This window comes from Rheinheimera sp., from assembly GCF_030690345.1.
GTDB lineage: Bacteria > Pseudomonadota > Gammaproteobacteria > Enterobacterales > Alteromonadaceae > Alishewanella.
This window is the reverse complement of the sequence record NZ_JAUYGV010000007.1, coordinates 340,591-360,611: the sequence shown is the minus strand read 5'-3', so window position 1 is coordinate 360,611 and position 20,021 is coordinate 340,591. Positions and strand designations below refer to the sequence as shown.

Here is a 20,021-nt window from a genome sequence, read left to right as displayed (position 1 = left end):
ACTTACCTTCTATCGCGATCTGACAAGTTCAGATCGGCCTCTAATTCCGAAATATCGGCATCGCTGTCCAGCCGACGCCCGCCTTTAGTGAACACATGCATCTCAGATTTCACTGATTCAGGCCGCTTAATTTTTTCAATAATTTTCAGCGCCGCATGCTCGCGTGAGCGCCCCAGTTTTGCTCTGTAGGTTGGCAAGTCTTCCACTAACACCGTAATATGGTCCGGCATTTCAATTGGTATAATATCGCCGGCCTGTAACTCCATAATCTGGCGCAGCGACAGGTCGAAATCCATCATTTTGGTAGTTAAGTCTACCTTTACATCCATAATTTCGTCGCGCAGCGCCTTACTCCAACGCAAGTCGGTATCTTCTTTATCGCTTTGCACGCCGGCGTCGAGCAATTCACGGATCGGCTCCAGCATGGAGTACGGCAGGGCAACGTGGAAGTCACCGCCACCGCCGTCCAGCTCAATGTGAAACGAGCTTATTACCACCACTTCGGTCGGGCTGACAATATTGGCCATGGCCGGGTTTACTTCTGAGTCCAGATACTCAAAAGACACATCCATTACCGGAGCCCAGGCTTCTTTGTAATCTTCAAAAATCAATTTCAGCAGCATCTGAATAATACGCCGCTCGGTGGGTGTAAACTCACGGCCTTCAATTTTGGCATGATAACGGCCATCACCGCCGAAGAAGTTATCCACCAGAATAAACACCAGCCGCGCTTCCATGGTAATAAGGCCGGTGCCTTTTAGCGGCCGGAACCGCACCATGTTGAGGCTGGTGGGCACAAACAGCGTATGCACGTACTCACCGAACTTAATCATCTGTACGCCGTTAATCGACACTTCTGCAGTACGGCGCATCATATTAAACAAACTAATGCGCATATGCCGGGCAAAACGCTCGTTTACCATCTCCAGCGTTGGCATACGGCCACGCACAATACGATCCTGCGATGAGAAATCGTATTCCATGGCAGAGCGACCCCGGCCACCGCCGGAGTCGTCTATTTCTTCTTCTTCAACGTCATCAACACCATGTAACAGCGCATCAATTTCGTCTTGTGACAGTAAATCGGTCACGGCTGCTCACTCTTATTGCATTACAAAACCGGTGAAAAGTACTTCATCCACTACCACCGAGCCCACCACTTCAATCATGGCTTGTTGTAAATCACTTAACGCTTTATTTTTCAGTGCATCACGCCCAGCTACAGTAACCAGCTCATCGGCATTGGCCGAACTGAACGTTTGCAGCAAACTGCCTTCTATCAGCGGAATATGCCGCATAGCGATAGTTTCATTATTGCTGCCCCGTACCATTAGCTGCACTTTAATTTGCACCATGCGATCACGCGAAGCGCCCGGTACATTAAACACAAAAGGCCGCGGCATCGGCACATACAGCGCACTGCCTTTGCTCTGCTCTGTACCACCGGCTGCGGCAGTCTGGCCGCCATTGTCACTACCGGCTGCAGTGCCGGTATCGCTACCGCCGGAAAACAGCATAAACCCCACTACCGCCAACACGATAACAAGCACTGCACCGCCGGCTATAAACAATATTTTTTTCTTTTTGCCACCATCGGCAATAACTAAATCTTTTTCTGCGGCCATGTCATGCTACCTGTGAGTTTATTTGGCATTATTATGCTCATCTGTCGCCGGCAATGTAAATCACCGCCGGCGAATTTGCGCCGTTAGCACGCATTATGCGTAATAATCCACCAGACGCTCACTGACCACCGCCGTTACCTCCACGGCACCGGCCATTGGCCCGCCCTCATCTGCTGCGCCCTGCTGTGCCCCGCCGCCACTATTATTGTCCCTGGCTAACTGACGCTCCTGCTGCTGTTGCGTTTGCTGTTGCACATTGCCCTCGCTAAGCGCTATGCCTTGCTGCTGCAACATCTCACGTAAACGCGGCAACTGCTGCTCTAACAGCTCCTTAGCTTGCGGCTGTTGCACGATAAATTGCACAGACGCCTGATCTTGCTGCATGTCTATTTTGATCTGCATTTGGCCAAGCCCGGCCGGGTCAAGGCGAATTTCTGCCACCTGAATATTTTGCCGTACCATCAGGCTAACCCGCTCCCGCAATTGGCCTGCGGCATCTTGCTGCAATAAATTCAGGCTTTGTTTTAACTGCTCTGCCGGCGCTTTGGCTGCCGTTTTTTGCAGTGTAGCCTGTTGCCGCTGCTCTGCAGCCTGCAAGGTATGGCTAAAGGCTGCTTCGCTGCGCTGGGCCCCCGCTTGCTCCGGTACAGCTTTTAGCGCCATATTGTTATCTTGCGCCAACAACTGGCTATCAGTAACGGCCTGCGCCGCAGGGTTACGCTGCTGATGCTGTTGCTCTGTATTGTGTTTGTCAGCTCCGCTGCCGGTTTGTGGTTTAGCGCCCCCTTCTGCACCAGCAGCAGTGGCGGCGTCTTTCCCGGTTAAATTGTTTTTATCTGCCGGGTTAACTGCCGCGTCGGCTTTTACCTTATCGCCAACTACCGCTTCCGGCTTTAATGCTGCGGCCTGTTGTTGCGCTGCAGTATTAAAGCCGGCGCTTTGTTCATTATCTTGTGCCTTGCTTTGGTCATTGCTTTGCTGCGAGCTGTGCTGAGCTGGTTGCTGAGTGCTTTGCTCAGTAACGGCGTTGGCACTAAGCTCCGGCGGCATAGCTTTGGCCCCTGCCGCCGTGCCGGTGTCTGCTGCACTGTCCGCGGTTGCTGCGCCAGCGTTCAGTATAGCTGCAGGGTTGCCGGCTTTATCAGCAGCGCTTTGTGCTGAATCAGCTTCCGGCTCTGCCCGGGTAGCCGCAGCGCTTTGTGCTGCGTCAGCATCCGGATCTGCCTCTGTCGCAGAGCTTTGCGGTTTTGCCTCTTCCGCTACTGCAGATACCGCTGCTTGTTGTTTTGCGCTTAAGGTTGCCGCTATACCACCATCTGTTTCTGCATTTGTTTCTGTTTCACCGTCAGCACCGGTGGTGGTATTTTCGCTTTGCGTTTGCAACAGAGCACTAAGCTGCGCATCGTTAGCTTTGCTGTCGCTATCAGCCGGTACTTTGTCTTTCAGAGCAATTTGCCCCAGCAGACTGGCCGTAAGTAATATTGTCTCTGCATCGGCATCTTCAAGGGCAATGTCGCCGGACTGGCCGCCAAGTGGCAGACCGGTGTCATCGGTTAGCGGCTCAGTACCGGCATCGGCGGCTTTAGCAGCTGCCAGCGCCTGGCTGATACCCGACAATAAACTGATGCCGGCAGGAAGTTGCCGCATAGCCCCGCTTTGCATTTTGCCGCCGGGCGTCGATGCTTTGTCGCCGGTGGAGGGCGCCATGCCACTGAGCAATTCGCCAAAAGCGTTACCGCCGCCTGACTCAGCCCCGGCCTCAGCCGCAGCAGCATCAAAGCGCAGTGCCTGATCAGCACCGCTCATCAGCGTAGATAATTGTAAGCCCTGTGCCATACCACTCTCCCGTTTACCGGCAACACTGTGCCGGATTTATGTTGTACTACCTTAACCACAAGGTGATAGCCGGTTACATTCAAAATTCAGGCCAGAATATAACAGCGCTACTGTAACCGCTCAGCGGCAAGGCGACGCATAAACTGCTGGCTGGCATATTCATCGGCATTGCGCTGCTCTTGTTGCAGCTGTTTTTGTAACTCTGCAGCGTCATTGCGCTGCACTAACAGCTCCAGTGCTTTACGCTTTTTCTGCATAGCTAACCAGCTTTGTTTGCGCTGCTCTGCAGCGGCTTTGGCTTGCTGTACCGCCCGGCCTTGTTGTTGTATCGCCTGATCCAGTTTGCCGATAAAGCTGACAAACTGGTTATACTGCCGGCTTTGTAACCCGGCGCTGCCCTGCTGCTGGCTTTGTTGAATATATTCAGTACGGTAGTTGGCCAAGCCCTGATATTTCATTTGCGCCTGCTGATAAAACTGCTGCGCCTTAACAAAGTGCGCCTGTAATTTCTCTTCTCTGTCCTGCTGAATTTTAATCAGCATAGTAAAGCGGTGGTTTATCATAAGCCGTTATTCCCGGTTAACGGCACCAACCGTGCCAGGCCCTGCAAGCTGTCATCATAGCCAACTACTTCATGCATACCTTGCTGTAAAAAGCGATTAATGTTCGGCATCATGCCAATGGCTTTATCCAACTGCGGATCACTGCCACGCACATAGGCACCAATGGCGATTAAGTCTTTGCTTTGCTGAAAACCGGAATACAACTGCTTTAAGGTGCGGGCCATTTGCTGATGCTCAAGGCTGGTAACTGCCGGCATAACCCGGCTGATGGATTTTTCCACGTCTACCGCCGGAAAGTGGCCGGCGTCGGCTAACGCGCGCGATAACACTATATGGCCATCCAGAATCGCACGCGACGCATCGGCGATGGGGTCTTGTAAGTCGTCGCCTTCTGACAACACCGTATAAAACGCCGTAATAGAGCCCTGGCTGCCACTGCCGTTACCTGCACGCTCTACCAGTGCCGGTAATTTGGCAAACACCGAGGGCGGATACCCTTTGGTGGCCGGCGGCTCCCCTACGGCCAGCGCAATTTCGCGTTGCGCCTGAGCATAGCGGGTAATAGAGTCAATCAACAGCAGTACATCCAGGCCCTGGTCACGGAAATACTCAGCCACCTGTACTGCTGTTTCGCAGCCTTTTAACCGCATCAGCGGCGAGACATCGGCCGGGGCTGCGATAACCACCGAACGGGCTTTACCCTCGTCGCCTAAGATTTCATCAATAAATTCTTTCACTTCGCGACCACGCTCGCCCACCAGGCCAACCACTATGACATCGGCGCTGGTACCGCGGGTCATCATGCCCAACAGCACGCTTTTACCTACGCCGGAGCCGGCAAACAAGCCCATGCGTTGGCCTTTGCCAACGGTAAGCATGCTGTTGATAGAGCGTACGCCCACATCCAGCGGCTGTTTAATCGGCCGGCGCTGCAGCGGATTAATCGGTTTGCCTTTAGCACCGCCATACTGCTGTGCAGCAATAGGGCCTTTACCATCAAGCGGTGTGCCCATGCCGTCAATCACGCGGCCGAGTAAACTCATACTCAGCGGTACGCCTTTAAAATTCAGCAGCGGCGTTACCTTAGCGCCAGGCACCACCCCGGACACATCATCTTTGGGCATCAGGTAAATCCGCTCGTTAGCAAAACCCACCACCTCCGCCATAATGGCGCCGCGGGCGGTTTCGACACTGCAAGCCTGGCCAATGGCGGCGCTGCAGCCGGTGGCTTCCAGAGTTAACCCTACCACCCGTACCAAATGCCCGGCCACTGCCGGCTTTGAGCTATGGACATAGCTGTGCTGTTGTTGCAAAAAACGGCTTAAGGTGTCGCTGCTGGCCATGCGTTATTCCTCAACATCCGGCTGCCCGGCGTGTTGCTGCAGCTGTAAGAAATGCTCAAGGCTGCTTTGCAGCCGCTGGCTTAACGAACGGTCAACACTGGACTGGCTGCTTTGCACTAAACAACCGCCCTGCTCTACAGCAGGTTCAGCGCGCAGTTGCCAGCCGCGCTGCTGTATATCTTCTTTGCTGTAGTGCTGCTCTATAATGGCGATATCGGCCGGGTTGAGTTTGATCAGCAATTGCGTAGCGTCTAACGGCAGCGCTGCCGTGGCCTCTGCCAACGCCTGCAATATCACCTGCGAATTGGTTTTTACTTCAACCGCAATAACCGCTTGGGCCATGGCAAGGCTCAGTTGCAGCAATTGCTGTTGTACCTGTTCATCGACATTGGCCAGCGGCTGCTGCAGTTGGTCCAGCAAGGCGGTCAACTGTTGCAGCTTTTCCTGCAGTTCGGTTTCGCCCTGAGCCAGGCCCTGCTTTTTACCTTCGGCTACGCCCTGAGCCAAACCATCTTGCTGGCCTTGTTCACGCCCTTCAGCATAGCCTTTACTGAAGCCATCATCCTTGCCCACGGCAAAGCCTTCATCGTAAGCGGCCTGACGCATTTGCTCCATATCTTCTGCTGTCAAAGGTTTGACAACCAGCTCTTCGTCTTCTTCATGCCGCGCCGCTTTGGCAACCGGCCGGGTTTTATTCAGCGCATTGGTGCGCAGCGGATCTACCCGCTTGTCAGATGTCAGCTCCGGCGTTTGCCATTGCTTCAGCTGCTCATCGGTGGCTTCATCCGGCGAAAACGGTCGCTTATATTTAAAGGCATCATCACTCATAGTACGGCTCATTTAACTTAGAGGAAGTCATCGCCACCGCCGCTGCCCAACATAATTTCACCGGCATCAGACAAGCGCCGTGCTGTGGACAGAATTTCTTTTTGTGCCGCTTCAACGTCACTGACCCTTACCGGCCCCATGGCTTCCAGGTCATCCGTTAACAATTCAGCGGCCCGTTTCGACATGTTTTTCAGGATCTTCTCTTTTAAGTTTTCATCCGTGCCTTTAAGCGCTTTCATCAGCACGTCCTGCTGAATTTCACGCAGTAAGGTTTGAATGCCACGGTCATCCACATCCACCAGGTTTTCAAATACAAACATCAGATCCTGAATTTGCTGCGCCATTTCTTCGTCATGCTCACGGATAGAATCCATCAGCTGGCCTTCAATATTGGTATCCATATAGTTGAGGATATCGGCTGCCGCTTTTAAGCCGCCCATTTTCGCCGTTTGAGTACCGGCCTGACCGGCAAACTGTTTCTCCATAATTTCGTTTAACTCCTGCAATGCAGCCGGCTGTACTTCTTCCAGGTTGGCAATACGCATGGTCAGATCCAGCCGCACTTTTTCCGGGAACTGCGACAGAATTTCCGCCGATTGCTCCGGCTCCAGATAAGACAATACAATGGTCTGTATCTGCGGGTGCTCGTTGCGGATAATATTGGCAACCTGCTTCGAGTCCATCCACTTCAGTGAATCCAGACCTTTGGCGCCACCACCCAATACAATCTGATCAATCAGGTTAGCGGCTTTTTCTTCACCCAGCGCTGCAGTTAAAGCACGCTTGATAAACTCTTCGCTCTGGAAGCCGATGGTGCTGAAATTCTGGATCTGTTCAATAAACAAGCGGTGCACGGCAGAGATTTTCGCCTGATTCAGATCGGTCATCTGCGCCATGGCCAAACCCACTTTCTGCACTTGCTTGGGCTCCAGGTGTTTTAAAATTTGCGCAGCATCTTCTTCTGACAAGCTCAGCAGTAAGATGGCGGCTTTTTCAACACCGTCCAGTTTACCTACGTCAAAGGCAGGTTTTGTTGCTTCTATGCTACTCATCTTCAGCCAACCAGTTTTTCACTACCAGAGAGGATAATTCCGGCTCATTTGCTACCAGAGCCCGAACTGCGCGTAACAAGTCATCATCACCATGCAGGTCCGGCAACATCAGAGTGCCATCTGCGGCAAAGCCCACAGCGTTCTCATCAAAAGATGAGCTTAGCATGTCGATAGTATCATCCCCTAAATCCAGCCCGCTGCTCAGCGCATTTTCATCATAAGCATCTTTGGTATCTTCAGGGTAAATCAGTTTTTTCAGCATCGGCCGCACTATGGCCAAAATCAGCACGATAATGATCAGGCCGCCTATGGCCAGACGCACCACGCGCAGGAACCAGTCTTCTTCATAAAATGCCGGTACAGGCTCTTCTACCACCGCATCTTTCATAAAGGGCACGGAGATCACTTCTATCATGTCGCCGCGCTGGGCATCAAAACCGACACCGCCTTGCAACAAGCGGCGGATATTGGCCAGCTCGGCCTGAGCACGCGGTTGCTGTTCGCCGTTCTCGCCGGCAACATAGTCAATCGCCACCGACACACTTAGCCGGCGGATCACGCCGCTTTGCTGGGAAATATGGCTGATAGTGGTATCCAGCTCGTAATTGCGGGTGGCTTCTTTATGGTTGCGGCCAGGCACCACCGGCTGGGCGTTACCGCCGCTAGCCTGCTCCGGAATATTGGAATTTAACGGCGGTTGGTTAGACAGTGCGCCCGGAATACCGCCGCTTACACCACCAACACTGTTTTCTTCAATGGTCATTTCACTGCGTACGGCAGGTAAATCAGGGTTAAAGCGCTTTTGCGTTTGCTCGGTAGCGGTAAAGTCCATGTGTAAATCGACCTGAGCAGTATAGTTACCATAGCCCAGTACCGGCATTAGAATAGAGTCGACTTTCTGGCGGTATTCTTCTTCACGGGTGCGCTGCAGCTCGTACTCTTTACGGGTACGGGCTGAGCTGGCATCCTGAGAACCGCTGTTTAATAAGCGGCCGTTCTGATCAGTTACTGTCACTCTGGACGGCGATAAGCCCTGCACAGCAGAAGCCACGATATCGACGATGGCATCCACTTCGCTGTCACGCACCATAGTGCCGCCACGGGCGGTAACCAGCACCGTAGCCGACGGCAGTTTTTCTACCCTGGCAAAGACGTTTTCTTTTGGAATAGCCAGTAACACCCGCGCCCGCGCGATGCTTTGTAATTCTTCAATGGTGCGCGCCAGTTGTTGTTCACGGCTGTGTTTTAACCGCTCCATTTCCAACCGTTGGCTAACGCCGAAGCCGCTGTCCTGCAGCAAAAACTCGGTACCGCTGGAGGGCTCTTTCGCCAAACCGGCACGGGATAACGACAGTTTAATATTCTGGAACTGATCTTCGGCAACCATGATCACATTGCCTTCGAGCTTGTAATCAATTTTCTGCGCATCTAAATGATCCAGCGTTTGGATCAGCTCTTCAGTGGGGAAGGTTCCCAGCGGACGCATTTCCGGTTGCCGCGCCCACATGATAATTAAGATAGCGATGGCCAGACAGATAGTCAGCGCGACGATAAGCGTAATTTGCCGCACCAGGTCCATGCCGCCCAATGAGCCGACAAAGCCCGGTTTTTGTTCCTGTTGCTCGCCGCTGTTGTAGTCGTTGCCTGACAGCGCCAGCTCGGTGGATTGATTCTCAGCCACTGCTTATCCCTCCGTTATACCGGCATCGACATTATGTCTTTGTAGGCTTCAACTAATTTATTGCGTACCTGCACTGTGGCTTCAAAGGCTAAAGAGGATTTCTGGCTGGCAATCATTACCTGTGCCAGTGATACGCTTTTGTCGCCCATTTCAAAGGCAGTACGCATTTGGCCGGTTTCCTGTGCAAGGTTATTGACCTTACTCAGCGCGCTGGTCAGCATGCTGCTGAAGTCGCTTTGGCTTGGATTTACTTCTGCCGCATTTTGCAGTTTCAGCTCATTGCCGATAGCTCTGGTCTGATTCACCATCGACTGCATTTCGGCGTAAAGGGCCTGACCTTTGATATTCATAGCGACACCTGTCAAAAATTTGCTGCTGTTACCGTTACACCAGCTAAAGCAGGAGTTGTGCCATATTTTAATCAACTGAATTATAAAAGAAAAAACCCTCTTTTTGAGGGCTTTTGCGGCTTACGCCGGCAGGTCGATACCATGGTCACGCATGCGCGCTAACTTATAACGCAGAGTACGGTCGCTGATACCCAGCTTTTCTGCCACGTCTTTGCGCCGGTTAGCACAGGCTTTCATGGTGGCCAAAATAATGCGGTGCTCCTGCTCATGTACTGAGGCTTTAAAAGCGCCACCGCCTTCTTCATTGTCATCTTCAGTGCACTGTTCTATATGGCAGTCAGCCGCAAACAGGGCAGCTGTTGCTAAAGCCGGCTCGCGGCCGGACGGCAACATATCCACCTGTTCCAGCATAATGTCGTCGGTGCCAATCTCATCGCCGGCAGCAATGATCAATGCCCGTTGCATAACGTTATCCAGCTCACGCACATTGCCGGGCCAGCTGTAGCGCTGCAAAAGCTGCTCAGCCGCCGCGGTTAACACCGCCTGGCTGCGGCCACTGTGCTGGCAATGGCGCTGCAGTAAATGCTGCGCCAGCGGTACTATATCTTCCGGCCGTTCAGCTAATGCCGGCCACACCAGCGGAAACACATTCAACCGGTAGAATAAATCTTCACGAAATTCGCCCTGCGCCACCGCCTGTTTTAAGTTGCGGTTGCTGGTAGCCAGAATGCGCACATCCAACTTAATGGTTTTACGCCCGCCCAGCCGCTCTACTTCCCGCTCCTGCAATACGCGCAACAGCTTGGCCTGCAGGTTAAGGTCCATCTCGGTAATTTCATCCAGCAGCAAGGTGCCCTGCTGTGCCTGTTCAAACTTGCCGGGGCAGGCGTTTACCGCGCCGGTAAAAGCGCCTTTCTCATAGCCAAACAAGGTAGATTCCAACATGTTCTCCGGAATGGCGGCGCAATTTATCGCAATAAAAGGCCCGCTGCTGCGTGCCGATAACTGATGAATATAGCGCGCCAACACTTCCTTACCCGAACCGCTGGGGCCACTGATCATCACACTGGCGTCAGTGCGCGCCACTCTGGCACATAGCGCCAGCAACTGCTTACTGGCCGGCGCTGCAACGACAGGTTCAATATTAGCGACGGCTTCCGGCGCCACATAGCGGCTAACGGTGCTGAGCAACACCTCCGGCGAAAACGGCTTGGCCAGGTAATCAATGGCACCCAGCCGGATGGCTTCAACAGCCGCCTGCACCGTAGCATAGGCGGTCATCATTAATACCGGAATTTGCGGATACTGGCTGCGCAGTGTCTTTAACAAGGTAAAACCAGACACGGCGCCCATTTGTACGTCGCTTATCACCAGTTGCACGCTGTGCTGCTTTAACTGCAGCAACGCTTCTTCTGCACTGCTGACAGCAACCAGCTGATAATTGGCCAGCTGCAGCGTATCGCTAAGCGCTTCGCGCAGGCCGGCGTCATCTTCTACCAATAAAATGCACTGGCTCATAATGGCTCACTCCCTTGCTGCGTTAACGCCGTGTGGTATGGCAGCAACAGCTCAAAGCAAGCGCCGCCGGTGGCACTATTGTGATACTGCACAGTGCCGTTGTGCGCTGCGGCCACCGCCTGCACCACTGCCAAACCTAAGCCTGTGCCATCAGCACGGCCGGTAACAAAGGGTTCAAACAAACGGTTCAGTAAATGTGCAGCTACGCCGGGGCCATTGTCGGTTACCTGAATGGACAACATGGCCGGGTCTGATGCAGAAGGGGCAATATTCAGCTGCACCCTGGCAGCATCCGCCTGCGCCGGTGTAATATCGGCCAGCGCCTGTACGCTGTTATAAATTAAATTCTGCACCGCACCGCTTAGGGCGCTCAGGTTACCCAACACGGTAACATCAGGTTCGGCCACGGTGACGGTAAACAACGCAGCGCCTTGCTGCAGCACAGCTTCGGTAGCGGTAACCACCTGCTCTGCTAACGCTTTACAACTAACAGGTGCCACCGCCTGCGCACTGCCACTGCGGGCAAACAGCAGCATGTCATTTAGTTGCTGCTCCAAATCCTGCAGCCTTGATAACAGCTTTTGCTGAAACTGCTGCTGCACCTGCAGTGTCGCCCTCGGGTTGCCAAGGTTCTGCGCATATAACATGGCGGCGGATAAAGGCGTGCGGATCTGATGTGCCAGCGAGGCCATCATTTTGCCCAGCGTAGACAGCCGCTGCATTTGGCTGAGCCGGCCCTGTAGTTGCCGGGTTTGAGTTAAGTCGGTTAGCATAATCAGCTGGCCCGGTTCAGTGTATTCGGTGCGGCTGAGTAAGGCGCTGATCTCAAGTTTTACCAGACGGCCGTCTTTTAACGAGACTTCCAGGCCATCATCACTACGCGGGCGAAAACACCGGCTGATCACTGCAAACCAGCGCTGCCCCACTAACGGCTCGCCCAACATAGCCACCGCCGCAGGATTAGCCTGATACACCAGCCCGCGCTGATCCAGCAGGATCACTGCCGCCGGCAATGCCTGTAAAATAGGGTCTTGTAATTCTGATGACAGTAACTGTAGCCCGGGCCGCGCACTGTTTGGCCGGCGGCTCAGGTTGGATGGCGTAAAATCGTATGCATTTGCCGTTGTCATTAGTTTCCCCTGCGACAGCTTAATCTAAGGGGAGTAATGCAGGCATTATGCCAGCTATAAATGCTTATTTTTTAGTAAGTTAATACTGTCAATTCTCTGACAGCGTTAATTACTCGTCTTTACCGAGGTTATATTTACGCATTTTTTCCACCAGGGTGGTGCGGCGCAGCCCCAGTACTTCTGCGGCGCGGGCCACCACGAATTCATGCCGCTCTAACGCCTGAGAAATAAAGCGGATTTCCAGCTCTGCCAGATACTCTTTTAAATCCAGCCCCTGCTCAGGCAAATGCTGTGGGTCGCTATCTGTGCTGAAAAATGCCGTACCGCTGTCGTCTGTGTCATCTTCGTCGTCGGCCTGAAACAGCTCATTAAGCAGATCCCGCTCCTGCAAACTTTCCGGGTATTGCGGCACATAGCTGTCGACATCAAGATGGCGGTATTTTTCCGGCAGCTCGGCCACATCCGCCACCTGGTCCGGATACATAATCACCATCCGCTCCAGCAAGTTTGCCAACTCGCGCACATTGCCCGGCCAGCTGTGTAACTGCAGGCTTTCAATAGCGCGTTCGGTAAACTTAACCCGCGCTTGGTGGCTTTGCTCCAGCCGGCGCATTAACTCCTGCACCAGCAGCGGTAAGTCTTCAGCGCGCTGCTGCAATGACGGTGTTTCTATCGGGAACACATTAAGGCGGTAGAATAAATCTTCACGAAAACTGCCGTCGCTAATCATATGTTCTAAATTACGATGGGTGGCCGCCACAATACGCACATCGGCTTTAATCGGCACAGTGCCGCCCACCCGCTCGTATGTGCGCTCCTGTAATACGCGCAGCAGTTTTACCTGCATCGGCAGCGGCATATCGCCGATTTCGTCTAAAAATAGCGTACCGCCCTGCGCCAGTTCAAAACGGCCTTTACGGGTAGAAATCGCGCCGGTAAAAGCACCTTTTTCGTGGCCGAATAATTCACTTTCCAGCAGCTCCGCCGGAATAGCACCGCAGTTAATCGGCACAAAGGGCCCGGCGGCGCGATGCGATAATAAATGGATATTGCGCGCCACCACTTCTTTACCGGTGCCCGATGGCCCCAGTACCAACACATTGGCATCGGTTTTGGCCACTTGCTGAATAAGAAAACGTACCTGCTGCATGCTGGCGGCATTGCCCACCATGCCATCAAATTTTACCGCTGCTTCTTGCTGTCGCTGTGCCGGTAACAAACGGTGATATTGCTGGCTGTCGCGCAGGAGTTGGGTTAATGAAGCGTAAGCAAAAGGCTCGCTTAACAAGCCCACGGCATTAGCATATTGCAATAACGGCTGCAGGGTTTCGCCAAGCAGTAAAAAGGCGGTGGCCGGAAAGCTTTGCAGTAACTGAGCATGCTGCTGATTGGCTAAAGCACCTAACAACACCACACCCGGGCCTTGCTGCTGCAGTTTCTGCTGCAGTACAGCAAAATCCAGTAATTGGTGCGGTTCATTAATAAAACTCAGTACCGTGCTTAACCGGCTACTGCGGTTACTGTGTTCATCAACGATATAAAGTGAAAGACTATTCGACATGCCGCTGCTTTTATTATGCTTTTAACTGTATTGTACTGTGCACAAAACAGCATGCAAGGTAATACGCTATTTTTTTGACGCAGTGTCAAAAAAATAGCGTGACTAAAAAGCCATCAGGCTAATAAGTTTAACGCCTGCTGAGGCTGCAGCCTGGCTTGCATTGCCACACTAACAGAGGTGTTAGCTAAGATGTCTGCTGCTGCTTTATCGCTGCTGGCACGGGCAAAATCCAAATCTTCAATCCGGCTGCGCGCGGCCGATTCGGCAATTTGTTGGCCGTTTAAATTGCTGGCCGCAGAGCTGAAACTGTTGATGGACGCTCCGGCATCCGCCTGCAGGCCGCCGATATAATCCAGTGACTGCTGAATATTACTCAGCGACGCCTCTGCACTGCCGGCAGAGCTTAAATCGATGCTGAAAATATTCTGCGCATTAAGGCCGGCCGCCACATCTACCGTACTGAAGCTTAAACTGCCGGAGCCGGTACCAAAGCTTAAGGCGCCGTCTTGATCAAACAGCTTTTTACCAGCAAATTCTGTGTTATCAATGGTTTGTTGAATATTGGCAGTATACTGGTCGGCCTCGGCCTGCAAGGCTGCACGCTCCTGCTCACCGTAGATGCCATTGCCGGCAGCCACCGCCAGCCGGTTTAATTCGCCCAGGTTATCATTGATGCCTTGCAAGCCCTGCTCATATACCCGCGCCAAAGACACGCCATCATACAGGTTGCGCTCGCCCTGGCCTTTGCCGTTAATACTGCTGCTAAGCTGATTGGCTATCTGCAAACCGGCCGCGTCATCGGCTGCACTGTTAATGCGCTTTGCCGTAGCCTGCTTTTTCAACAGGCTTTCCTGTTGCAACTGCGCTTGATTTAACGTATTCAAACTGCCGGGAGTATTAATTTTCATCTTGGCACCACTTTGTTGAAAACTGCTTATAAGTTTAGTCAAAGCGACAATAAAGCGCTATTAATTAAATCCCGGCACAAATCTTAACAATGTATTAGTATTAAAACTGTTTAATCTGAATATGTTAGAAGCAGCGGCACAGTTTATGCTAAAGTCGGGCGAAACAGCAATTCGCTAAAATGCGTGGTTCCTGAGGGCAACTTATGTTTAACGGCAAAACAATTTTAATCACCGGCGGTACCGGCTCATTCGGCCATAAGTACACTGAAACCCTGCTTACCCGCTATAAGCCGAAAAAAATCATTATCTATTCCCGCGACGAATTAAAGCAGTACGAAATGCAGCAAAAATTTAATCAAAGCTGCATGCGTTACTTTATTGGTGATGTGCGCGATGAACACCGTCTGGTGCGTGCAATGCATGGCGTGGATTATGTGATCCATGCGGCGGCATTAAAACAGGTGCCGGCTGCCGAATACAACCCGATGGAGTGCATTAAAACCAATATCAATGGCGCCGAGCATGTGATCAACGCCGCCATTGAGAACAGTGTGGAAAAAGTGATTGCTTTATCTACCGATAAAGCCGCTAACCCGGTGAATTTGTACGGTGCAACCAAGCTGGCATCAGACAAGCTGTTTATTGCCGCTAACAATATCTCCGGCGGCGCAAAACCGCGCTTTTCTGTGGTGCGCTACGGTAATGTTGTCGGCTCGCGCGGCTCAGTAGTGCCGTTTTTTCAACAACTGATGGCACAGGGCACTGACCATATTCCGGTTACCCATCTGGAGATGACCCGGTTTTGGATCAGCCTGCAACAAGGCGTCGATTTTGTGTTAAAGAACTTTGAGCGCATGCTCGGCGGCGAAATTTTTGTGCCGAAAATCCCGTCCATTCGGATTGTCGATTTAGCCAAAGCCATGGCACCGGCTCTACCGATTAAAGAAGTGGGTATTCGCCCGGGCGAAAAGCTGCACGAAATGATGTGCCCGGGCGACATGTCGTATCACACCTTTGAATTTGACGATCACTTTGTGATTGCGCCGGCGATTAAGTTTTTTAACCGCAGCAATGATTTTTCCAGTAATGCCTTAAATGAAAACGGCAAGCTGGTGCAACCGGGCTTTGAGTATGTGTCCGACAGCAATCCGGATTTTCTCAGTGTGGAACAAATGCGTCAGTTTAATCAGGAAGCGATGTCGTGATCCCCTACGGCCGTCAGCATATTACTCAGGCTGATATAGAAGCAGTTACCGACGTACTGCAAAGCGACTTTTTAACCCAGGGCCCTGCCGTACCGGCGTTTGAGCAACGTTTGTGTGAGCTGACTACCTCGCAGCATGCAGTAGCGGTAAACAGCGCCACCTCGGCTTTGCATATTGCTTGTCTGGCACTGGGCGTGGGCCCTGGCAGCCGCGTTTGGACCTCGCCCGTCAGCTTTGTTGCCTCGGCCAATTGTGCGCGTTATTGCGGCGCTGCGGTTGATTTTGTCGATATAGAGCCCGACACCGGTAATATGGCGGTAGACAAACTGCGGCAAAAGCTGGAGCAAGCACGCAGCAATGATACGCTGCCACAAGTAGTAATACCGGTGCATCTGGCCGGTGCCAGCTGTGATATGCAGCAAATACATTATCTGGCTAATGAGTTTGGTTTCAGCATTATTGAAGATGCATCGCATGCGGTGGGCGCTGGTTATCAGGATGAGCCGGTAGGCAACTGCCGCTACAGCGACATTACCGTATTCAGTTTTCATCCGGTAAAAATTATTACCACTGCCGAAGGCGGCCTGGCACTGACTAACAATACTGAGTTGGCGGATAAAATGCGCTTGCTCAGAAGCCATGGTATCTGCCGCGACGAAAGCCTGATGACAGAGCCCGCACATGGCGCCTGGTATTATCAGCAATTGCTGCTGGGTTTTAATTACCGCATGACAGATCTGCAGGCCGCGCTGGGTTTAAGCCAGAGTCTGCGTCTGTTGCCGATAATTCAAAAACGCCAGTTGCTGGCGGCAAACTATAACCGCTTGCTGGCAGAGCTGCCTGTTGGCTTGCCGGCATTAGATGATGTGAATATCAGCGCCTGGCATTTATACATTATCCGGCTGGATGACAAAACCAAACGCAAGGCGGTATTTGACGGCCTGCGCGCTGCCGGCATTGGCGTGAATGTGCATTATATTCCCATTCATACCCAGCCGTATTATCAGCAACTGGGCTTTGACTGGGGCGATTTTCCGCTGGCGGAAGATTTTTATGAGCGCATTATCAGCCTGCCGATGTTTCCCGAGCTAAGCGGCGAGCAACAACAATATATTGCCGATAAACTGGCAGAGCTGTTGCAATGAGAGTGGCCATTATTCCGGCACGTGGCGGCAGTAAACGCATACCACGCAAAAACATTAAAACCTTTTGCGGTCAGCCTATGCTGGCTTATCCGATCCAGGCAGCGCTAAACAGCGGCGTGGTGGATAAAGTGGTGGTCTCCACCGATGACGCAGAAATAGCCGCTATAGCACGGCACTACGGTGCCGAAACACCTTTTATGCGCAAGGCAGAGCTGGCGGATGACTTTACCGGCACCACAGAGGTTATCCGCAACGCCGTTACTGAGCTGCAGCAACTGGGCTGGCCGCTCAGCAGCTGTGCCTGTATTTACGCTACTACCCCTTTGTTAAACAGTGAGCGCATTGCCGCGGCATACCAGCTGCTGTTAAGCAGCAAAGCGGATTATGTCTTTAGCGCGGCCCGTTTCTCTTTTCCTGTTCAGCGCGCCCTGCTGCAAACTGCAGCAGGTGGTGTAGTGCCGTTTGATCCGGCCAGTATTATGCAGCGCTCGCAAGATCTGGCAGAAACCTTCCATGACGCCGGCCAGTTGTATTGGGCAACAGCTGATACCTGGCTGGATACCGGCAAAGCCGTATTCGGCACCGGTTCCAGAATGCTGCTGCTACCTGCGCATTTAGTGCAGGATATCGATACGGCCGAGGATTGGCAGCGCGCCGAACTGTTGTACCAACTGCTGCAGGCACCTGCGCAGTGAAGGTGCTGTTTCGCACAGATGCTTCCGTAACCCTGGGTTCAGGCCATGTTATGCGTTGCCTGACGCTGGCACAGGCTTTGCGAAAGCTTGGTGCCAGCTGTGATTTTGCCTGCCGGATAACATCAGGCCATTTGGCAGATGTTATCCGCAGCCAGGGCTTTAACGTACTGCCACTACCGGATGCTCTTAGCAGTCAAACTGCAGATGCAACAGCAACACTGGCACAGCTAACGCAGAATTATGCCCTGCTGGTGGTGGATCACTACGCGCTGGCAGCTGATTACTGCCGGATGCTGCGGACCAGATGCCGGTTTATTCTGCAGATAGATGACCTGGCCAACCGCAGCTATGACTGCGACCTGCTGCTGGATCAAAACCTGGTAGCCAACGCAGAGCAGCGTTACAGCAAATGGCTGCCAACGCATTGCCAGCCGCTGCTGGGACCGCGTTATGCCTTGCTGCGTGAAGAGTTTTACCAGAACGCAACGCCACGCGACCGCAACATTAACAGCAACCGCATTCTGATTGGCTTTGGCGGCAGTGACGAGCAAAATTTAACCGCTCTGGCGATAGAGGCTGTAGATAAACTAAAGCTTCCCGGCATTTCTGCCGATATAGTAATTGGAGCGAATAATCCGTGGCATGCAGACATTAAGCAACTTACTGCAAGCCTGCCCGATATGACGTTACATGTGCAATGTAACTATATGGCGAAGTTAATGCATCAAGCGCGACTCATGCTTGGTGGTGGTGGTGCCAGCCATTGGGAAAGGTGTATTAGTGCTCTGCCGGGTTTGGTTGTTACCGTTGCCGAAAATCAGCAGGCGGCAACGGCTTATCTTGACCAGCTTGGCGCCTGTGTGTGGTTGGGACAGGCTGCAGATATGTCAGCAGAGTTCTTTGCAGAGCAACTGTGCTATTACCTGTCGCAACCGGCACTGCTTGATAGTATGGGCCAAACGGCAGCCGGTCTGATACCGGCTGCCGCAGGCACACCTCTGGTAGTTGAAACTATAATGAATACACTGAATAACGGGCATCCGTAACGAGGATAAGCAATGGCTGTAATTATGCTTGGCAAACACGCGGTGGGGCCGGACCAGGCGCCGTTTATTATTGCCGAATTATCCGGTAACCATGATCAAAGCCTGGACAAAGCATTGTTGATGGTTGAGGCCGCCGCAAAATGTGGTGCTGACGCGATAAAGCTGCAAACCTATACCCCGGATACCATTACGCTGAACCTGCACCAGAACGAATTTTTTATTGATAACCCCGACAGCCTTTGGCACGGCAGCTCACTGTACAGCCTGTATCAGCAAGCAATGACACCGTGGGAGTGGCACAAGCCACTGTTTGACCGCGCAAAAGAGTTAGGCATGTTGGCCTTTAGCTCACCGTTTGATTTAACTGCGGTAGACTATCTGGAACAGCTGGATGTGCCCTGCTATAAAATTGCCTCATTTGAAAATATCGATCATGGTTTAATCGCCGCCGTTGCCCGCACCGGTAAGCCGGTTATTGTGTCTACCGGTATGGCGACACAAACCGAACTGGCTGAAGCTGTTGAGGTACTGCAACGTAACGGTTGCCACGACATTATCTTGTTAAAATGTACCAGCAATTACCCGGCGCGCCCCATCGACGCCAACTTAAATACTATTCCACACCTGGCCGCGCTGTTTGGCTGCCAGGTCGGTTTATCTGATCACACCGCCGGTATTGGTGTCAGCGTCGCTGCAGTGGCGTTGGGCGCAACTGTGATTGAAAAGCACTTTGTGCTGGACCGCAGTGAAGGCGGCATTGATTCAGCCTTTTCTATGGAGCCGGACGAGTTCAGTTTACTGGTATCGGAATGTCGTAAAGCTAAAGATGCCTTAGGTAAAGTGCATTACGGCTGTACCGATAAAGAAATTGCTTCACGGATACACCGCCGCTCACTTTATATTGCCAAAGATATGCAAGCCGGAGATATATTTACTGCAGAAAACCTGCGCTCAGTGCGCCCCGGGCTTGGCCTGGCACCAAAGTACCTGCCACAGTTTCTCGGCCGTAAAGTGAAACAGGATGTGCCGATGGGCACCCCGCTAAGTTGGGAGTTACTCTAAGGCATGACTGCGTCTGTCCGGCTTCGCTTTGCTACTATGGCCGACGCTGAGCGCCTGTTGCACTGGCGTAATGACGCCGACACGCGACGATTCAGCCTTAACGCAGAGCAGATTACTGAGCAGCAGCATATGCGCTGGCTACAACAAAGCCTGAATAATCCGCAGCGCAAGCTGTTTATCGCAGAATATGCCAATCAGCCTGTCGGCACTGTCAGAGTGGATTCGACAGCAGACTGTCATCGTATCTCCTGGACAGTGGCTGCGGAGTGTCGCGGCAAAGGCTTAGCTAAAGCTATGGTTAAATTGTTGCTAAGCCAACTAACAGGAAAAATAGTCGCTGAAATTTTGCCCGGCAATACAGCGTCGATAAAGGTTGCACAACATGCCGGATTAACCTATCAAAACACGCACAATGGCATTATGTATTATGAATACCAGACACCAGGCTAATATTCACATTACGCTGCAACAGG

General features: G+C 52.4%; 19 protein-coding genes. 6 read left to right on the top strand and 13 right to left on the bottom strand.

Annotation, left to right across the window (positions count from 1 at the left end):
* Positions 1–2 precede the first annotated feature (2 nt).
* From fliM to Q8O77_RS12410, 13 genes are all read right to left on the bottom strand, one after another.
* Positions 3–1,091: a flagellar motor switch protein FliM gene (fliM, locus tag Q8O77_RS12470; RefSeq protein ID WP_305553474.1), complete on the bottom strand. Its 1,089-nt coding sequence runs from the start codon at positions 1,089–1,091 to the stop codon at positions 3–5.
* Between the two features lie 12 nt (positions 1,092–1,103).
* Positions 1,104–1,625 (bottom strand): flagellar basal body-associated protein FliL, encoded by a 522-nt coding sequence (gene fliL / locus Q8O77_RS12465; RefSeq protein ID WP_305553471.1) that lies wholly within the window; start codon positions 1,623–1,625, stop codon positions 1,104–1,106.
* Positions 1,626–1,718: 93 nt separating this feature from the next.
* Positions 1,719–3,461, bottom strand: coding sequence for a flagellar hook-length control protein FliK (locus Q8O77_RS12460; protein WP_305553468.1), 1,743 nt, complete (start codon positions 3,459–3,461; stop codon positions 1,719–1,721).
* A gap of 107 nt (positions 3,462–3,568) precedes the next feature.
* Positions 3,569–4,024, bottom strand: a complete 456-nt coding sequence (gene fliJ / locus Q8O77_RS12455) for a flagellar export protein FliJ (RefSeq protein ID WP_305553464.1) — start codon at positions 4,022–4,024, stop codon at positions 3,569–3,571.
* Positions 4,021–5,367 carry a flagellar protein export ATPase FliI gene (gene fliI, locus Q8O77_RS12450; protein ID WP_305553461.1) on the bottom strand — a complete coding sequence of 449 codons (1,347 nt, stop codon included), beginning with the start codon at positions 5,365–5,367 and terminating at the stop codon, positions 4,021–4,023. The genes fliJ and fliI overlap by 4 nt, the downstream gene beginning before the upstream one ends.
* A 3-nt stretch (positions 5,368–5,370) precedes the next feature.
* Positions 5,371–6,195, bottom strand: coding sequence for a flagellar assembly protein FliH (gene fliH / locus Q8O77_RS12445; RefSeq protein WP_305553458.1), 825 nt, complete (start codon positions 6,193–6,195; stop codon positions 5,371–5,373).
* 17 nt (positions 6,196–6,212) lie between these two features.
* The gene (fliG, locus tag Q8O77_RS12440) at positions 6,213–7,247 is read right to left on the bottom strand and encodes a flagellar motor switch protein FliG (protein WP_173500534.1); all 1,035 of its coding nucleotides are present in this window, start codon (positions 7,245–7,247) and stop codon (positions 6,213–6,215) included.
* A complete protein-coding gene (gene fliF, locus Q8O77_RS12435; protein WP_305553453.1) occupies positions 7,240–8,928 on the bottom strand; it encodes a flagellar basal-body MS-ring/collar protein FliF in 1,689 nt (562 codons plus the stop codon). The genes fliG and fliF overlap by 8 nt, the downstream gene beginning before the upstream one ends.
* A gap of 14 nt (positions 8,929–8,942) precedes the next feature.
* On the bottom strand, positions 8,943–9,278 hold the full coding sequence (gene fliE, locus Q8O77_RS12430; protein WP_305553450.1) for a flagellar hook-basal body complex protein FliE: 336 nt from the start codon (positions 9,276–9,278) through the stop codon (positions 8,943–8,945).
* A 120-nt stretch (positions 9,279–9,398) separates the two neighbouring features.
* The gene (locus Q8O77_RS12425) at positions 9,399–10,796 is read right to left on the bottom strand and encodes a sigma-54 dependent transcriptional regulator (protein ID WP_305553447.1); all 1,398 of its coding nucleotides are present in this window, start codon (positions 10,794–10,796) and stop codon (positions 9,399–9,401) included.
* Complete coding sequence (locus Q8O77_RS12420; RefSeq protein WP_305553444.1) at positions 10,793–11,926, bottom strand: PAS domain-containing sensor histidine kinase; 1,134 nt, start codon at positions 11,924–11,926, stop codon at positions 10,793–10,795. The genes Q8O77_RS12425 and Q8O77_RS12420 overlap by 4 nt, the downstream gene beginning before the upstream one ends.
* Positions 11,927–12,035: 109 nt before the next feature.
* Positions 12,036–13,487: a sigma-54-dependent Fis family transcriptional regulator gene (locus tag Q8O77_RS12415; RefSeq protein ID WP_305553441.1), complete on the bottom strand. Its 1,452-nt coding sequence runs from the start codon at positions 13,485–13,487 to the stop codon at positions 12,036–12,038.
* Positions 13,488–13,600: 113 nt separating this feature from the next.
* On the bottom strand, positions 13,601–14,395 hold the full coding sequence (locus Q8O77_RS12410; protein WP_305553438.1) for a flagellin: 795 nt from the start codon (positions 14,393–14,395) through the stop codon (positions 13,601–13,603).
* Positions 14,396–14,598: 203 nt separating this feature from the next.
* Between Q8O77_RS12410 and pseB the strand changes: the two genes are divergently transcribed.
* The 6 genes from pseB to Q8O77_RS12380 are packed head-to-tail and all read left to right on the top strand — an operon-like array spanning position 14,599 to position 19,998.
* Complete coding sequence (gene pseB, locus Q8O77_RS12405) at positions 14,599–15,600, top strand: UDP-N-acetylglucosamine 4,6-dehydratase (inverting) (RefSeq protein ID WP_305553435.1); 1,002 nt, start codon at positions 14,599–14,601, stop codon at positions 15,598–15,600.
* Positions 15,597–16,745, top strand: a complete 1,149-nt coding sequence (gene pseC, locus Q8O77_RS12400; RefSeq protein WP_305553432.1) for a UDP-4-amino-4,6-dideoxy-N-acetyl-beta-L-altrosamine transaminase — start codon at positions 15,597–15,599, stop codon at positions 16,743–16,745. The genes pseB and pseC overlap by 4 nt, the downstream gene beginning before the upstream one ends.
* Positions 16,742–17,440: a pseudaminic acid cytidylyltransferase gene (gene pseF, locus Q8O77_RS12395; RefSeq protein WP_305553430.1), complete on the top strand. Its 699-nt coding sequence runs from the start codon at positions 16,742–16,744 to the stop codon at positions 17,438–17,440. Before pseC ends, pseF begins: the two co-directional genes overlap by 4 nt.
* Positions 17,437–18,486 carry a UDP-2,4-diacetamido-2,4,6-trideoxy-beta-L-altropyranose hydrolase gene (pseG, locus tag Q8O77_RS12390; RefSeq protein WP_305553427.1) on the top strand — a complete coding sequence of 350 codons (1,050 nt, stop codon included), beginning with the start codon at positions 17,437–17,439 and terminating at the stop codon, positions 18,484–18,486. The genes pseF and pseG overlap by 4 nt, the downstream gene beginning before the upstream one ends.
* A gap of 12 nt (positions 18,487–18,498) precedes the next feature.
* Positions 18,499–19,548, top strand: a complete 1,050-nt coding sequence (pseI, locus tag Q8O77_RS12385; protein WP_305553424.1) for a pseudaminic acid synthase — start codon at positions 18,499–18,501, stop codon at positions 19,546–19,548.
* A 3-nt stretch (positions 19,549–19,551) separates the two neighbouring features.
* Positions 19,552–19,998: a GNAT family N-acetyltransferase gene (locus Q8O77_RS12380; RefSeq protein WP_305553421.1), complete on the top strand. Its 447-nt coding sequence runs from the start codon at positions 19,552–19,554 to the stop codon at positions 19,996–19,998.
* Positions 19,999–20,021 lie beyond the last annotated feature (23 nt).

Excerpts from the sequence above, each read along its gene's own strand:
- fliJ (WP_305553464.1), bottom strand. The coding sequence starts at position 4,024 with ATGATAAACCACCGCTTTACTATGCTGATTAAAATTCAGCAGGACAGA.
- Q8O77_RS12425 (WP_305553447.1), bottom strand. The coding sequence starts at position 10,796 with ATGAGCCAGTGCATTTTATTGGTAGAAGATGACGCCGGCCTGCGCGAA.
- fliH (WP_305553458.1), bottom strand. The coding sequence starts at position 6,195 with ATGAGTGATGATGCCTTTAAATATAAGCGACCGTTTTCGCCGGATGAA.
- Q8O77_RS12460 (WP_305553468.1), bottom strand. The coding sequence starts at position 3,461 with ATGGCACAGGGCTTACAATTATCTACGCTGATGAGCGGTGCTGATCAG.
- fliL (WP_305553471.1), bottom strand. The coding sequence starts at position 1,625 with ATGGCCGCAGAAAAAGATTTAGTTATTGCCGATGGTGGCAAAAAGAAA.
- fliE (WP_305553450.1), bottom strand. The coding sequence starts at position 9,278 with ATGAATATCAAAGGTCAGGCCCTTTACGCCGAAATGCAGTCGATGGTG.
- Q8O77_RS12415 (WP_305553441.1), bottom strand. The coding sequence starts at position 13,487 with ATGTCGAATAGTCTTTCACTTTATATCGTTGATGAACACAGTAACCGC.
- Q8O77_RS12420 (WP_305553444.1), bottom strand. The coding sequence starts at position 11,926 with ATGACAACGGCAAATGCATACGATTTTACGCCATCCAACCTGAGCCGC.
- Q8O77_RS12380 (WP_305553421.1), top strand. The coding sequence starts at position 19,552 with ATGACTGCGTCTGTCCGGCTTCGCTTTGCTACTATGGCCGACGCTGAG.
- fliG (WP_173500534.1), bottom strand. The coding sequence starts at position 7,247 with ATGAGTAGCATAGAAGCAACAAAACCTGCCTTTGACGTAGGTAAACTG.
- pseI (WP_305553424.1), top strand. The coding sequence starts at position 18,499 with ATGGCTGTAATTATGCTTGGCAAACACGCGGTGGGGCCGGACCAGGCG.
- Q8O77_RS12410 (WP_305553438.1), bottom strand. The coding sequence starts at position 14,395 with ATGAAAATTAATACTCCCGGCAGTTTGAATACGTTAAATCAAGCGCAG.
- pseB (WP_305553435.1), top strand. The coding sequence starts at position 14,599 with ATGTTTAACGGCAAAACAATTTTAATCACCGGCGGTACCGGCTCATTC.
- fliI (WP_305553461.1), bottom strand. The coding sequence starts at position 5,367 with ATGGCCAGCAGCGACACCTTAAGCCGTTTTTTGCAACAACAGCACAGC.
- pseF (WP_305553430.1), top strand. The coding sequence starts at position 16,742 with ATGAGAGTGGCCATTATTCCGGCACGTGGCGGCAGTAAACGCATACCA.